This window comes from Pseudoalteromonas sp. OOF1S-7, assembly GCF_022347765.1.
In the GTDB taxonomy this organism is placed as follows: Bacteria; Pseudomonadota; Gammaproteobacteria; order Enterobacterales; family Alteromonadaceae; genus Pseudoalteromonas.
Window position 1 is genome coordinate 178642 of sequence record NZ_JAKRFZ010000002.1, and the last position, 15392, is coordinate 194033.

A 15392-nucleotide genomic window follows, 5' to 3' on the forward strand; every position below is an offset into this window, starting at 1 on the left:
CTTGTCTCACTTTATGGCTAAGGTGCTTTTTTTCACTTTTATCACTAAACTCTATAACACAACAATATAATGATGACTCTTTGCACTGTTTCGCTAAAAAATGGGGGAAATATCATGAATATTGAAGATGTTCGCAACGGAGAATGGGTGGAATATCATAAACATCCAGTCGAAGTGCTCAGTATTGATAAACAGCACAACATGGTGACAATTTATGATGCGCGTTTGCAGAGCAAGGTCGACGTCCACATTGACGAGCTGAAAGATGATCCACAGTGCCACTGCGACTCATATTTGTATTTTTGATTCTAGGTGCCTTCAAATAAGGCCTGCCATGTACTTTCTTTAGCAGAACCTGTTTGAGGGCACTTACGGCTTTGGAAATCTGCCCGGTGCACTGTGTCAGACCTTAACCGCCATCACTACCAAAACAGCCTTTTGCACCACAGCCAAAACCACGGCCACCATAAACGCTGCGTACATAAACACACAACCCTGTTATCTTTGCCGCAATTCACAACATTTTAAGTGCAAGCGCTCAGGTACTCTACTTGAATCCTTGCGTGATACCCCGAAGTATCTGCTGGTCTGGATTTTTTACGAACTGTGATTACACTTAATAGTCAATACTTTAGTAAGGATAGGCAAGATGACTGTCAAACGGACCAATAAAGAAATGGCAAAAGATGCCGCATGTATCGCAGGCGAAACTTTATTATCACCCGGTGTCAGCCTGCTGGCCCAGGGTAAAGGCAAACTTGGCCTGGCTCATGCTGGAGCAGGTCTGGCAGCCAAGTTGGCGCTGGGGCCGGTAGGTATGCTTTTTGTTGCCGCTAACTCCTACTGTTTGAGCAAAACAGGACAGAGTTTACTCACCCAGTTCACCACCACGAAAGGCGCTGGTGACCAGAGCTTGCGACAAGAAGTGTCGGAAGCGTTGGAGCAAGGACAGCCCATAGAGCAAGTAATCGAAAGCGTAATTGAAGATGTGGAAGATATCTATTATGAGAGCAAGTCGTCTTAGACTATCGCCCTTAATAATCAGGTAAAAAGATCCAACAACTTCTTTGGGGCTACCTAATCGCTGGAACATTTCCTTGTTCAGAAACCTGTAATTGCCACAAGGCAGCATAATCGCCGTTCCTTGCCAGCAACTGTTCATGTGTGCCTGCTTCACTGATCTCACCATCCTTAATATGGTAAATCGTGTCAACATAACGAATACTCGATAAACGGTGGGCAATAATAATCACAGTGCAAGTATGAGATATTAAATCAACAGCTTGCCGTATTGCGGCTTCCGTTTTATTGTCAACTGCCGATGTGGCCTCATCCAGAATCAGTATTGCGGCATTTTTAAGTACGGCCCGCGCAATAGAAAGCCGCTGGCGTTGACCACCTGATAGTTTGTGCCCTCTTTCGCCGATCTGCGCATTAAAGCCGTCCGGGTGAGCATCAATGAATTCAAAAGCTTGTGCTATTTTACAAGCCGCGACCACTTCGTCGAATGTTGCATCAGGCCGACCATAGACGAGATTGTCATAGATGGATCCATTAAATAAAAATGGCTCCTGACTCACTAAAGCAATGGATTGTCTCAGGCTTTTTAAACTTACCTGCTCTATGTTCTTACCATCAATATAAACCTGCCCCTGCTGCGCCTGGTAAAAGCCAAGCAACAACTTGATAAGTGTACTTTTCCCTGATCCGGTAGGCCCAACAAAGGCGACTTTCTTGTTGGCCATGACCTCAAATGAGACCCCTTTAATCACCTTGTGTTGATCATAACCAAAATGAATATTGCTAAATTCTATACCACCGACCCCCACTGTAAGCGGCTGCTGGTCGTCTCGCGAAATCATTTCAGGCTCAATACTTAACACCGCACTAAGGCGAGTTGCCGCAGCCTTAGCATCTCGATATAAAGACTTGCCGTACTCCAACCCAGTCGCTGAGTTCAGTATGCTCGGTGCAATACCAATCTGCACCATGAACTCTGTAGTGCCGATACCTCCGCGCAGTACGTTCATACACCCATAGACAACAGGCCCCATGATCCCCATTACAAAGATAAGCTCGCTCGTGCTGGAATAATAGGAGTTTTCCTTATCCAGTCTGACTGTGTGTTCGCAGGCCGTGTCTTTAGCGCTACAAAACCGCTCAAACTCAATGCGTTCAGCGGTGAAACTTTTGACTGTAGACAGGCCATTTAAGTTATTAGACAGCACCTTTCTGTAGTTGTCTGTCAGTGCCCCCGCTTTACTTGCCTGTTCACGAACACTGGCCTGATGACGCTTATTGAGTTTGGTAATCAATGGCACCGGAAGCAAGCACAGCGCAAAAGCAATCGGAGAAATAGCAAGTATAATCACAGAGCTAAACACCATAGTTGTTGCTTTGTCTGTAAACTCAGCCGGCGTGTAATTAAGAAAGCGCTTGATGATATCAACATCATGGCTCACCAGATGCTGAAGTTTATCAGGGCTTTGACTGTCTAAATAAGGCATAGGCAGCGATTGTATGTGGGCAAATACTCGCTCACTCATTTTTTTGTCTATTTCATTTGAGTACTTGCTCCAGTGCTTGTTTTTATAGTGAGCAGTGACTGACTCAGCACCTTTGGAGAGTCCGAACGCCCCGGTAAAGAAGGCCAGTTGTGCCCCTTGGGATAAACCTATTTTTGTCAGTACGGCAATGGGCGACAACACACTTGAGATCATCAGACCCGTCATAATGGGAGACAGTATCTTAAAGAAAGAGTTTATGGCACTGGCTCTCATAGCGGTGTGCCTCATTGCCCGACATTGTTCGTCTTCAATTCGCTGCACCAAGCTATACAAGTGGTTTTCATTTAGCCTTTGTTTGAATCCGTCCAGTCCTGTTTTACGGGAAGGACAAAGGCTTGCAGCGCAACCGCCTTGCATTTGACAGTGCTGTATTGCTTGCTTAAGTAGCCTCTGTATTGTTTTCGTTTGCCAGCAAGACGGATCAAACAGCAATAAGATCCTGCCTGTCATCGGGTTGGCCGTTACTTGTATCATACCAGGCTGTTTGCTCAGGTAATTGCTCAGATGTTTGGCAAGCACAGGCTGATTCAACATCCCCTCAATATGCCAACGCTCACGCCCGGACAGGGTCGATCTGGGATAGATGTGATTGTCAGTTAATATTGAGGCAGACATATTAATCCACATTCGATTTAGTGAGGTTGCACAAATTCATAGACTGGCCATTGCAATATCGCCGCTACAAATACTGATTTAAAAAATTAAGATAGTGATTAGATGCTGCAATTAAATTAGCTCTTCGCTTAAACCCATGCCCTTCATCATCAAACAGTACGTACTCTACTGGCACACCATTATTGCTAACAGCCTGAACAATTTCGTCACTTTCAACTTGCAATACTCGCTGGTCATTTTTGCCCTGCACTACCAGCAGGGGACGACAAATTTGAGAGGCATAGAACAGGGGAGAGACTCCCTTAAGCCTGTGATGATCCTCATCAGGATTTCCCATCACATCATAAATTCGTTTACGAACGCCCCCCATCCAGGGCGGAATACTGTTTAAAGTGCGCAACCAATTTGTTACACCAAATATATCAATCGCCAGCGCGAAAACATCGGGCTTAAAGGTCAATGCTGCAAGGGCTAAAAAGCCGCCATAGCTACAACCCATAATGCCAACACGCTCACCGTCCACCCACTCTAATCCACTCAGATACTGTTTGGCGTACAGGCAATCTTCTAAATCAAGGTTACCGTGTTGTCTGTCTGCCATATGAAAAAAAGTTTTTCCATAACCACTGGAACCTCTATGGTTTACCGCTAACACGGCATAACCGTTACTCACCAAATGTTGGATCACTGGATCGAACGTCTGCTGTGACTGATCGCCGGGTCCTCCATGTATCCAGAGCATGGCTGCTACGGGCGCATCTGCGCTGGCCTCACAGGGGCGATACAATAAAGCCGGAATCGATAATCCGTCAAAACTCGAATAATTAACCACTTGAGCACGGACAAGGCGTTGCTGAGGTAGTTTAGGGTTCTGTGCCTGAATGAGGCGTTTATGACTTCCATCAATATGGCAGATATGCAAACTGGCAGGGCAAGTACAGCTTTGAGTATAATAGCCGACCAGACTTTCATCGGGTGAAAAGCACAATCCGTAAGCGGAGCCCTCCGTCCGGGGAAAAGCACAGAGGGTCTGCGTGTTGGTGTCTGTTACCCGGGTATAGGTGTTAGCGTCACGGTTCACTTCACAGATCTGATAATGGCCCGATGGCGAAAAATAAAACGCCGTCACATCCCAGCCAAGTTGCATATAGTTAGCCGTTTTTCCCGTCACCAAATCTAATATCCATAGGTTCTTATACTCACAATCTTGATCGCTTGTATAAAACACGCTTTGACTATCCGGGGAAAAGCTCATTATCATGTGCCGCGCCTGGGCTTCGATTTCGCCCACCCGATAGCGGGGCTGGTAATTACAACGCTGACTTGCCGGTGTGTTTAAACAATAAAACACCAATTGATTTGCCCGACTGCTTAACTCTTTTTCACACGCCAGCCACATACCGTCGCGACTGATGCCACAGACGTTTACCTCGTCGACGTTGGTAAATACACGATGATTTGTATAGTCGTCCACACAATAGCAGTAAACATCATATACACTGGCTTCTCGCTGATTATTCAACAACCAAAAATGGTCACCGCTTTCGCTCCACTGTAAGAAGCTGGCTTTGAGGCCTTCACCAGGGGTCAGATCCCGACAATACCCATCGCACTCACACACCCAGATGTGATCAAGCTCATCACCGCTTTGGTCCTGACGATATAAAAATCGATAGTCTTTTGGAAAGTAACTTATGGCAAAGGTTGGCTGAGCTCTTGAGTGAGTTAACTGTTCTACACCGTTGGCTTCAGTGGCAACTCGGTATACATTCGCACAGCCAGACTGATCTGAGCTCAATAAATAATAAAGACCATCATACGAGCAAGATAAATCAGTTAAAGTGGTATTTCCATAAAAGTGAGATGCGTCAGTAATATCAGCACTAAGTGGGATCATCAGCCTATTCTCCCTGGTACCTTGTTACTTAAGTGATGGCGCGCCAACTGGGAGATGGCCTCCAAACGCCCTATCTCCTTTTGGCAAAGCGGTACCTGCTGACGCCTTATTTCAGCCCGTTCCTTTTGCGCAATACCAGCTAGGTATAGTTGTGCATAGTCTTCCTGATGCATATCTAAAATCGCGTGATTGAAGTCATCCTGGTGGATCCAGACGCTGGTTAATGCAACTCTGAAGCGGTCATATTCACTTAGGCTCAGTGGCATCTGCTCAACAATACTATTCGTCCCATGCAGCAGGTGACTATTAAATTGTATCGTCGTCCCTTTCATATAGTCATAAACTTGTCGCTCGAGTGCATTTTCATCATAACCAACGGTTAAATTGCCAAGTTGCCTTATGTCCCTTAGTACACCAGCGCGACTGCGGTAAAAATGCGTATTGGTCCTTGCCATTTGTTCATAGATTTGAAAATGTTTAGGGTTTTCACTGTCAACCACAAATAACCCAAGATCACTGGCAGACAAGCTCGGCATAGAATCTTTATAGAGCGCAGTCCAGAGCGTGATCATTCTGGATTGATAACCATTGTTTGCAAAGTAATGAATGCCACCATCCTGATGGGTGTTGTCCAGCCCGATCGTATCCCTGACTCTTAGCTTCCACAGTGAAAAGTACAATGGAACGTAGTGTTGATATATGCACTGAAAATGAGTTTGATAAAACTGGGTCGTTAAATCATACAGTGGAACAAATGCACCACCGGTAAAATCCTGAGATTGTTTGGTGTGCATAAAGTCAAACGCACTGTCCAATGCATCAACCATACAGTCGAACACTTTCGAGCCCGCTTGCTGACTAATATCAATATAGTTATTAAGCATGGTTATATTGGATCCAGTTGTGTCTTAGTCGTCTTCTGCGTGGTTTCCTGACATGAAAAATCAGGGTCAAGAAACAGTTCGCCCCCTTGTCCTTGCGCTAACAGCCGGGATAGAAACAAGCCCACGCCAGCAGTCCCGGTTGCATAATCTGTTGTAAGCCCGGCTAGTTTATCTCCGGGAAATGCAACACCTTCTCCAACGGCGCACTGATAAAGGCTTATCCGGTAAGCAATTGAATGCGCCTCCTGATGGTACCGGGCTTCTCCGGTTGCCTGATATAAATCCAGAAAAAACGTGCCTATACCGCTCATGCCAATAAAGGCGCCAGGGTAGATACAAAACTTGCCTTGCGTTGCCAACGCTATCTCTTTCGCAAGTGTCAGATATCTTTGCTCCTGAGTCACACTATAAAAACGAATCAGCACACAACCCAGCCCGGCAGAGCCAAACTGAAAGTAGGGATACGTTGTTTTTTCATTATAGTTTTTTCGCCATACCAGCTCGTTATTAATGCGCTCACCTCTGTCAATTTCAAATTGCAGACAGCACGTCGCACGTCGCAAGTCTTCCTCATTTTGTGTGATTTGGTACAAACGTAAAAAGAACAGAGCAATACCCGCATTACCATGGAGCAGACCAGAGTACGGCTGACCATCAAGATTCTTATAATACAAAGTGCCCTGATGCTCATTTAGCTGACGGGTGATTATATCCGCAGCCTCTATCGCCCCCGCTAAAAACTCCGGTAATTGAGTTTTACCGTAAAATTGCAGACATGCCAGTCCCCACCCGGCTGCACCGTAAAACAAGTCACAGGCATGTTTACGAAGCTCACTTTGAAGTACCTGCCTCATCAAACCAATCGCATCTGAATGATTACCACACTCATACATTACCCAGGCAATACCTGACAGACCAGAATAAAGACCCGGGGGCATATTTTCCATATCCTGAGCCTTTAACCCATTGATGGCTTTTTTCAATACTGGCTCAGTGACAATATTTGTACGCGTTTTGAGAAAATAGATAATGCCAAACAGACCGTAAGATACGCTAAAGTGGTGCGTATTTAATGCCCGGTAGTCAACAGGGAAAATACTTTCCCCAACTGGGTTTTCCATAAAAAAGGCCAGACCATCTACCATCTCTTTCAGCAACTTCGTACAGTCGCTTTCGTCCAGACTCAACCTTTCTCCTTTAAATAAGTCTGACTGATAAGCTGGCCGATTTAACTGCTCCAGAGTGGCTTCTATTACCTGTTTTGCTTTATCGATTTTTGCAGACTGCAACAGCGCAGCAATGTCGATAATGCACTCGGGCAAACCATGGCTTTTTACTAGCGCGGCTAAATACGTATCTTTGACAGCAGGATTCATAGCGAAAAGCGGACAAACCGGATGCAATAGATGTATGCACAACACACTAACAGCTTGCCAGTCCTCACCGAAAGTGGGCTTTCTGGATTTGTTCTTATCGTACTCGGTAAAGCCCCGGCTCGAGATCCTGGCATAAAATTTTCCATCAAATTGATCATATGCCCCTTCCAGATCAATTAACCTGATCTCCAGAGTGTCAGGGTGTACCAGGATATTTTGAGGCGCAATATCGCCAACGATTACACCAGCCCGGTGAACTTGTTCAACCGCTTTAATGATATTGGTTAGTAGTAACAGGTAACGTTGACAGAGTTTATACGCCTGCTCCTTGTGAGCATTTATCAATACATTATGGTTTTCCCAGTCACTATAGTTGAGGGTCTCAAAAGGAATATGCTCCAGCACTAAAAACTGATGCTGCCATTCTTTGAACACCTCAACAACTCTTGGTGTAACACCGGTTTGTTCAAGTCGTTGTAATATGTAAGCCTCGTGCGTCAAGCCTGAAATGGCATCATGCGTATTTAACAGGCTCCGATTAATATGCGGGCGTGCTTCTTTTATCACGACCGTCAAACCAGATTGTGTATCTCTGGCAAGATATACGCCCCCTTTACTGGAGTGACTTGCCAGCGCATCTATCACCTCATAGCGCTGATTCAGCAGCTCAGAACCAGAATCTTCAGTATGACAAGGGAATGGGTCCGCAATTCCTTCGGGCAGCTGGTAGTATGGCAAGCGATGGTCGGTTTCTCCTGTCGATTCATTTATGACAACAGGGGTCGAAGCCCCGGTAACATCACAATCTTTATTGCCAATAAACGCACCATAGCGATAGAAGAGACATCGGCTCTCTTTATACGCGCGATCACTTAAGATATAAGGCCCATAATATGCGCCAGTCACAGTGTAGAGTGCTTCAAGAAGTGCTTTAAAATCAACTTCATTTGCTGGATATACTGTTAAAAACTTACCACATGCAACCTTATTGCAAGCCTGTGAATTAAAAAAATCCTGAACATGGGCATCGACCAGAAATTTAAATGCCACGCCGAATTCAGCAAGAACAGGAATAATGCACTTTAGCGCTTCAGGGGTAATGGCAGATATCAAAGAAAGATGAATTTTAAATCCATGCCTGGGTAATTCAACGGCGTTAGGCTTAGCGACATACCAGGCCTCTCTTCGTCTTATCACCCACCCTTCCCCTAATGTCTCTTCAGCAATATCAAGATATCCATTGTCATTTACTTCATATGACTGCATCTTAGTGAAAAAATCAGATTTACTGAATAAAAAGTGTGGCATATCACTCGCAGATATACGCTTATCAATTGCATCACCCATGTTCTTCCTTAAATTAAAACCACCTAAAACAAAAATACAGCTTAAAATAAAAAAATATAAACATACAACAAAGCTTCATTTAAAGAAGCCTTGTTGTAAATAATTAGAGTAATCCAACCTGTACCTAGTAATGCTTAACTTATTAGAAACAATACTAAAGCTTGGTTAGCTTGCATCTAATTTCAGGCCTTACCAAGCACTAATCTGTGAAGGGTGACAAGTACCTGATTTTGCATTAAGCTTTTGAAGTTCAATTACTTTTTTCATGATTACATTCCTTATTAACTTGATTTACATTTGAATTCAATAATGCCAGGAAGTGAACCTAGCGTTACTGAATATAGCCTGTTCTTGAATCCCCGCCAGTTAAAAAAATAAAAATATTAAAAAAATTTAATATGGCGTTTATCAATCTTCCCGGAAAGAAAACTAAACCCATGATTGCTCAAAGTTTATTATTAAAATTAAAAATCAATGAAAGTGAAATTTTATCCCCCTTACTAACCATCGGCATTAACCTGACACAGCTGTAATAAGCTGTAATGGACAAGCATTGATTTTGTTCTAAAGTTGAAAAGATTTGGGAGAGTACGCTAAGAGTGTTGTACCCGTTTAACTTTAAACTATGTTCCGTGACCCATAATGGCTACGTTTATAAGTTACCCATACGCTAAGCAATAGCCAATAAAATGAATTCCAATCCAGTGATGAAAGTAATAATCGCGGGTTTGCTTTCGTAATTTATTAACGACACTTTCTCACTCGCTAAGTTGTACCTTTAATTATCATTAATAAGATATATATAAAAACACACGTTAAAATAAAGGAATAGATACAATGAATAGCTTTAACGCGTCCGATTGGATGCAAGATAGTTTAACGCTGACAGGCAACCGAAAACTCATTGACATCTGCATTACCGGCTCACATGACTCAGGAATGAGCATAGTCCAACATGGTACTATTGGATCTAATGCATGTAATACTCAGACTCAAACTTATAACATAGGTCAGCAACTGGCATTTGGAGCCAGATACTTCGACATTCGCCCTGTTATCGGCAGTGGCGACTATTACACCGGCCATTATTCCAAAATATCGATTCCGGTGCATGGCCCTTCAATGCAAGGGTCCAGGGGGCAGCTCATTGAGCATATTGTTGACGAAATAAATGCGTTTACGGCGCAGCATGCAGAGCTGGTCATTTTAAATCTGTCTCATGATATGGACACTGACAGCGGCAATGAAAATTACCCTTCATTCACTCAGGCTCAGTGGAATGGCCTGTTTGAGACGCTGGCACAGCTCCAGGCCCTGTATGTTACAAGTCCAAATCAGAACTTCTGCGAATCTACATTGAACAGTCTGATTGGTGATGGCAAGGCCAAAGTCATAGTGATCGTTGAGCCTGATAACGTCAATCTTGGGCCTTATCTCGGCAAGGGCTTCTACCCCAATGCCAACTTCAAGGTTTATAACGAGTATGCCGATACCAGCGACTTTACAAAAATGGCGAACGATCAATTCGCAAAAATGGAAACAGTGAGAGGCCAATCAGAGTATTTTTTACTGTCATGGACACTCACGCAAGGTACGGAGGAAGTGTTAGCCTGCCTGCTTCCCGGTGATCCAAATTCAATACGTAAGGCCGCCGATCAAGCCAATGCGCAACTGGCATCGCAAATAGCGCAACATACAACACCCAAGCTTTACCCAAATATTCTCTACACGGATAACATCATTGACGATACCTGCGCGCAAATTGCCGTGTCAATTAATGAACAAGCGGCGCCCTAGCTGAAAAGAAGTTGCTATGTCTGGGCAAGCCAGGCAATTGGCTTGCTTTACCACTATCCACGATATTTTAAGTGCCTGACACTCAGGCACTCACTCATCAACACTATTGGTATTCAATCATCCATTTCGCGTTGTCGTTACTTGCCTTACCATGGCGGTTCAGATGCAGCTGTTGTGTACTGGTATCCAGCCAGACATACTGATCCCAATAGGTATTCTTGAGATTCCAGACGCCACCTTGATCTATCAGTGTAAATCCGGACTCTTTTGCAGAATCCCACAATTTGACGTAACCACTTGATGACGCGCTGTAGCTCAGAAACAATTCAGCATTGTAACGGCTGCGAAAATACATCTGCTGATCTTTGCCCGTAACCACCAAAAACTCGACCGGTTGTACGCCACTGGCTTTTAACCTTGCATTATTTTCAAGCCCTGACTCGCTCGACACAGCCAGACCTGTTTCGGCGCTTTTCAGGATCATCGCCTGAGACGCATCGGCGGGTAACTCAGGTGCCGTCCAGCCGTCAGGTGCAGTTTTCCAAAATGGTGATTTCCATTTCCAGTTGTATGGCATGTCCATCAGCGGATCGTTGACGTCTTCATAACCCTCTACGGCCTCAACATTATAAAGACACTGGCGACGTTCTTCGTCCAGCTGCGCAACACGCTCAAGTTGACTCACTGTGCCCACATTCAGCTCAGCCATACACTGTTCGAGGGATTTTCCTTTGCCTGATTCACCCGGTGCCAACACATAGGTGTGATCGCGACGACTTTCATCGTCATACCACTGGCGCATCGCCGTTTCGTCAAAGGATAACCAGGCGTCGACCAGCATTTGAGCTTGTACACGTGCATAGCTTTCTCGTTGCTCAACCGGCATGGCCATAGTGCGGATAAACGCTGCCCACAGATCTTTACTGGCTTCCAGCGCCACCAGAGCCACAGGCTTCATATTACTGGGGCGATAGCCATCCCAACTGCCATCCGTGCGTGTGCCCGGGTGCCAGATCACATCACCACTTTCATAACTGATAGCATCGCCGGTTGCATGCGTGTGTTGCTCTGCACCTTCAGAGCATAAATAAGCTTTAACCTGCCACACTTTTTCGTAATTGTCTTCGGGCAGACGCACGGTATGCTCCGGACTGAATGAATCCTGGAACAAGTGTACCGCACGACCAAACAGGAAGTAGTTGTGGTCGACCTCTACGGCGCTTGCATAACCGCCGCCATCCCAGACCTTAATCTGCTTGCTCTGCGCTATCGCGGCATTCACAAAGTGGTCAATAAAACGCGCCTGTCCGCGTCTGGCTGCATCGACTCCACCAGTCCCGCCGACATCGTCGTAACGACGCATAAAGTGATCTTGCTGCAATTCAGCAGGTTCCTGAGCCACTGCGTTAAAACAATTCGGACCGGTCGGGTCAATACTGGCATTGGTGACGTTAAAGCCAGCAATATCTACCCAGCGCTCGCCGACAATGGCGGCAAAAATCGCATCGTATTCTGAGTAATAGGTATTGTCATTACGACGATTGGCAAGAATATTTGCTACTTCAGTTTGCGCGATGTTCAGCTCTGTGGACTTCGCAAGGCCCAGCTCCCAGCTTAAGCGAGGATCATTCGCATCTTCTACCTTAGTATCTTGTGCCAGCAGCTCTAGGGCTGAGGTTCTGGTTAACCACTCATGGCCTATGGGCATAACGCCGCCGCCACCTAACTGGGTAAAAGCACTGACTTGCGTGCTTGCCGCCACTGCAACAATACAGGCGAGATGTTTTAACTTCATAATTACTCCTTAACTAATTTTGCCCAAGCATTGTCACACAACTGAAATATGAAATCTTTAATAAAACATAAAAAATTCATCAAATTTACATAGATTAGAATATTAAGTAATCAAATATGAATTATGGAGTATATAAATTCACCACTCTGAGGTTTTGGAACAGATTAGGTGTAAAACTCAGATCTTGAAGACCTGACAAAGCAAAGAGGATCCATTGAGATAAGGGTTAACAAATCCTGCGGATTGACAAGAACAAAGTTTGCCCGGCCAGTCCACATTGTGTAACCGATTGAAACAGTAGCTGCTCAGCGCAAGTCTGCTGGCGTTGGGTAATCCGGATGCTCAACGTTACGATGAGACCAGACGGCCGGGATCGGAGACTCCCATTTTTCTTTGATCAGGTTCACCAAAGTGGCCAGGTCGTACTCAGGTTCGCCATAAAAAGTCAGCCAGTCCGTGGGGACATCTTTAGGATCGGCCTTCTTGATGACATGTGCCATCCATTGCTTTCTGAGCTCGGCCCATTGCTCGGTTTGTTTGGCGCTTTCAGCGATCCCCTCGATAGGGCGTAGTTCAATGTAGATAGTTCGACGCGCGCCCTCACTTCTTTTTGGCTCAGAGCTGTGTAGTATCATCATATCCTGTACCAGAATGTCACCCGCGTTAGCTGGCTGCTGAACCACACCGGGAATATGCCAGCCATACTCACTGGAGAGTGCGTAGATATCCACAATTTTGTGTTGAGAGTCAGGAATATACCTTAAACAACCATCATCCAGGTCCGCATCATCCAGATACACACCCACATTCAGGTACGGATAATTTCTCGGATGAGGTGCACCTTGGTGCCAGGCAATATGGGGGTGAGGGTGTGGATATTTGTACACCAGATCGAGCTGCATAGGCACACAGCCCAGACCCACCATGCGCTCGCATATCGCCATCATGGTTGGACTGGCGAGTAGCGCCAGAACCAGTTCAGGATCGTCAAACAATAGATCATTGTAGCGAAACAGCCTGGGCTCTTGTGATTCAGTCGATAAATTGTACTGATTGCGCAGCGCACCGTTTGCCAGGTCTTCTTTTGCCGACATTTCTAATCTGGTCGACAGGTCTCTCAGGCGCTGTAGCAAATCTTGCGACAAAGCCTGCTCAAAGCGCACAAAGCCATTTTGTTTATAAAAACTTAGCTTTTGTTTTTCTATAGATGCCATAACCAATCCCTTTATTCTCACATAACCAATCACTTACCCTTAAAATAGCGTTTACGCGCTGTTATGCCAATGTAAGCGATGCTTTGAGTGCACTTTGCACGTGGATCTCGGTTGTATCATAAAGGGGAATGTCTACATCAGCATCGGCAATAAGCAAAGCGATTTCAGTACAGCCCAGAATAACGGCCTCAACGCCCGTTTCCTTCAAGGCATGAATGATACGTTTATAATCCTGTCGTGCACTGTCAGTTACCTTGCCCAGACATAGCTCCTGATAGATGACTTCATTTACGCGTTGCTGATCGGACTCCTCTGGCACACAGACTTCCAAACCAAACTTTTCCGCCAGGCGGGTGCGATAGAAATCCTCTTGCATAGTGAATCGTGTTCCCAGCAATCCAACCTTTCTGATCCCATCATTTGCCAGGGCCTGTCCGGTTGCGTCGGCAATATGCAAAAGTGGGACCCCTATGGCCTGCTGTATTTCATCGGCAACCTTGTGCATTGTATTGGTACAGATCAGAATAAGGTCAGCTCCTGCTGCTTCAACAGACTGGGCAGCCCCCGCCAAAAGTGTGGCAGCACCTTGCCAGTCTCCGCGCTGTTGCTGTGCCTCAATCTCGGCAAAATCAACACTGACGAGTACAATTTTTGCTGAGTGTAGTCCACCCAGCGCAGCTTTTACCCCTTCGTTAAGCAAACTGTAGTAGCTTAGAGTTGACTCCCAGCTCATGCCACCTATCAATCCGATTGTCTTCATTGTTATCCCCTTGCTTTGATGCTTATACTGCCAGACTCTCACAGATAAGGCAGGATGAACAGCCGGGCTGGGTTGTGCAGGAAAAAATAGGTGAGGCTGTGGCTATTGCGATTTGAGCGCATTGATCAGCGTATCAATATCTGCACGACTCACTCCCAGATGCGTCACCAGGCGCATTCCCTGATATCCAGGTGTGATCTGGATCCCCTGCTCAACCAGATCTTTAGCAATCTTATGAATGTTCACCTTACTTGCAACATCCACATAAACCAGATTGGTCTGAACCGGATAGGCCGAGGTGTCAAACCCTGTCAGTTCGTTCAGTCGCTCGGCCAGATAACGCGCATTATCGTGATCTTCACGTAAACGCTCGACGTTATTTTCCAGCGCGTACCTGCCTGCCGCAGCCAGTATGCCTGCCTGACGCATACCGCCACCCAACATTTTTCTTAGTCTGCGGGCCTTGCTGATAAGCGCTTCGCTGCCCAGTAACAAAGATCCAATCGGTGCCCCCAATCCTTTAGACAAGCAAATGGTCATAGAATCAAAATGTTGCGCAATGGCCCGGATGTCGACTTCCAGTGCCACTGCTGCGTTATATACCCGGGCACCGTCAAGATGCAGCTGCAGCTTGTGTTGACCGCAAAACGCGCGTGCCTGGGCCAGGTAATCCAGGCTCAACACTTTGCCGCCAATGGTGTTTTCCAGGCTTAGCAATTTAGTACGGGCAAAATGGAAGTCATCGGGTTTGATATAGGTTGCCAGTTTTTGCAGATCCAGGCTACCATCCGGTTCGTTTTCTACAGGCTGAGGCTGAACTGAACCCAGTACCGCCGCACCACCGGCTTCATAGCGATAGTTATGGGCGCTTTGTCCGCACAAATACTCATCGCCACGCTCACAGTGAGCCAGTATTGCCAGTAAGTTAGCTTGTGTGCCTGAGCTGACAAACACCGCCGCCTCAAATCCATGACGCTGCGCCGCAAACTGCTCCAACTGATTGACCGTTGGGTCATCGCCATAGACATCATCGCCAACTTCTGCCTCAACCATAGCCTGAAGCATGGGTTTACACGGTTTGGTTACGGTATCGGATCTGAAATCTATCATGGTTGTTTTTCCTTTTACGGCAATACATTA

Annotated in this window: 11 protein-coding genes; 3 read left to right on the forward strand and 8 right to left on the reverse strand. The window is 45.8% G+C overall.

What is annotated here, in order from left to right; translation table 11 throughout:
• Positions 1-114: 114 nt before the first annotated feature.
• Both MHN33_RS03720 and MHN33_RS03725 read left to right on the forward strand, forming a co-directional pair.
• Complete coding sequence (locus tag MHN33_RS03720; RefSeq protein WP_239395610.1) at positions 115-306, forward strand: hypothetical protein; 192 nt, start codon at positions 115-117, stop codon at positions 304-306.
• A gap of 343 nt (positions 307-649) precedes the next feature.
• Positions 650-1024 (forward strand): DUF6072 family protein, encoded by a 375-nt coding sequence (locus tag MHN33_RS03725; RefSeq protein WP_239395612.1) that lies wholly within the window; start codon positions 650-652, stop codon positions 1022-1024.
• Between the two features lie 49 nt (positions 1025-1073).
• Here MHN33_RS03725 and MHN33_RS03730 read toward each other — a convergent pair whose 3' ends face one another.
• The 4 genes from MHN33_RS03730 to lanKC form a co-directional block, all read right to left on the reverse strand.
• The gene (locus MHN33_RS03730) at positions 1074-3182 is read right to left on the reverse strand and encodes an ABC transporter ATP-binding protein/permease (RefSeq protein ID WP_239395614.1); all 2109 of its coding nucleotides are present in this window, start codon (positions 3180-3182) and stop codon (positions 1074-1076) included.
• A 64-nt stretch (positions 3183-3246) separates the two neighbouring features.
• Positions 3247-5079 carry an alpha/beta fold hydrolase gene (locus MHN33_RS03735; protein WP_239395625.1) on the reverse strand — a complete coding sequence of 611 codons (1833 nt, stop codon included), beginning with the start codon at positions 5077-5079 and terminating at the stop codon, positions 3247-3249.
• Positions 5079-5963, reverse strand: a complete 885-nt coding sequence (locus MHN33_RS03740) for a hypothetical protein (protein WP_239395627.1) — start codon at positions 5961-5963, stop codon at positions 5079-5081. The genes MHN33_RS03735 and MHN33_RS03740 overlap by 1 nt, the downstream gene beginning before the upstream one ends.
• A gap of 2 nt (positions 5964-5965) precedes the next feature.
• On the reverse strand, positions 5966-8686 hold the full coding sequence (lanKC, locus tag MHN33_RS03745; RefSeq protein ID WP_239395639.1) for a class III lanthionine synthetase LanKC: 2721 nt from the start codon (positions 8684-8686) through the stop codon (positions 5966-5968).
• Positions 8687-9523: 837 nt separating this feature from the next.
• Here lanKC and MHN33_RS03750 point away from each other — a divergent pair.
• Positions 9524-10483 (forward strand): hypothetical protein, encoded by a 960-nt coding sequence (locus tag MHN33_RS03750; RefSeq protein WP_239395650.1) that lies wholly within the window; start codon positions 9524-9526, stop codon positions 10481-10483.
• A gap of 103 nt (positions 10484-10586) precedes the next feature.
• On the opposite strand, the gene MHN33_RS03755 is transcribed toward MHN33_RS03750, so the two are convergent.
• The 4 genes from MHN33_RS03755 to ltaE all read right to left on the reverse strand — a co-directional run bounded on the left by MHN33_RS03755 (position 10587) and on the right by ltaE (position 15362).
• A complete protein-coding gene (locus tag MHN33_RS03755; protein ID WP_239395652.1) occupies positions 10587-12278 on the reverse strand; it encodes a hemolysin D in 1692 nt (563 codons plus the stop codon).
• Positions 12279-12583: 305 nt separating this feature from the next.
• Positions 12584-13492, reverse strand: coding sequence for a phytanoyl-CoA dioxygenase family protein (locus MHN33_RS03760; protein WP_239395654.1), 909 nt, complete (start codon positions 13490-13492; stop codon positions 12584-12586).
• Positions 13493-13553: 61 nt separating this feature from the next.
• Complete coding sequence (locus tag MHN33_RS03765; protein WP_239395655.1) at positions 13554-14252, reverse strand: aspartate/glutamate racemase family protein; 699 nt, start codon at positions 14250-14252, stop codon at positions 13554-13556.
• A gap of 102 nt (positions 14253-14354) precedes the next feature.
• Positions 14355-15362, reverse strand: a complete 1008-nt coding sequence (gene ltaE, locus MHN33_RS03770; protein WP_239395657.1) for a low-specificity L-threonine aldolase — start codon at positions 15360-15362, stop codon at positions 14355-14357.
• Positions 15363-15392 lie beyond the last annotated feature (30 nt).

Coding starts and splice junctions, on each gene's coding strand:
- MHN33_RS03760 (WP_239395654.1), bottom strand. CDS start 13,492: ATGGCATCTATAGAAAAACAAAAGCTAAGTTTTTATAAACAAAATGGC.
- MHN33_RS03725 (WP_239395612.1), top strand. CDS start 650: ATGACTGTCAAACGGACCAATAAAGAAATGGCAAAAGATGCCGCATGT.
- MHN33_RS03740 (WP_239395627.1), bottom strand. CDS start 5,963: ATGCTTAATAACTATATTGATATTAGTCAGCAAGCGGGCTCGAAAGTG.
- MHN33_RS03720 (WP_239395610.1), top strand. CDS start 115: ATGAATATTGAAGATGTTCGCAACGGAGAATGGGTGGAATATCATAAA.
- lanKC (WP_239395639.1), bottom strand. CDS start 8,686: ATGGGTGATGCAATTGATAAGCGTATATCTGCGAGTGATATGCCACAC.
- MHN33_RS03755 (WP_239395652.1), bottom strand. CDS start 12,278: ATGAAGTTAAAACATCTCGCCTGTATTGTTGCAGTGGCGGCAAGCACG.
- MHN33_RS03750 (WP_239395650.1), top strand. CDS start 9,524: ATGAATAGCTTTAACGCGTCCGATTGGATGCAAGATAGTTTAACGCTG.
- MHN33_RS03735 (WP_239395625.1), bottom strand. CDS start 5,079: ATGATCCCACTTAGTGCTGATATTACTGACGCATCTCACTTTTATGGA.
- ltaE (WP_239395657.1), bottom strand. CDS start 15,362: ATGATAGATTTCAGATCCGATACCGTAACCAAACCGTGTAAACCCATG.
- MHN33_RS03730 (WP_239395614.1), bottom strand. CDS start 3,182: ATGTCTGCCTCAATATTAACTGACAATCACATCTATCCCAGATCGACC.
- MHN33_RS03765 (WP_239395655.1), bottom strand. CDS start 14,252: ATGAAGACAATCGGATTGATAGGTGGCATGAGCTGGGAGTCAACTCTA.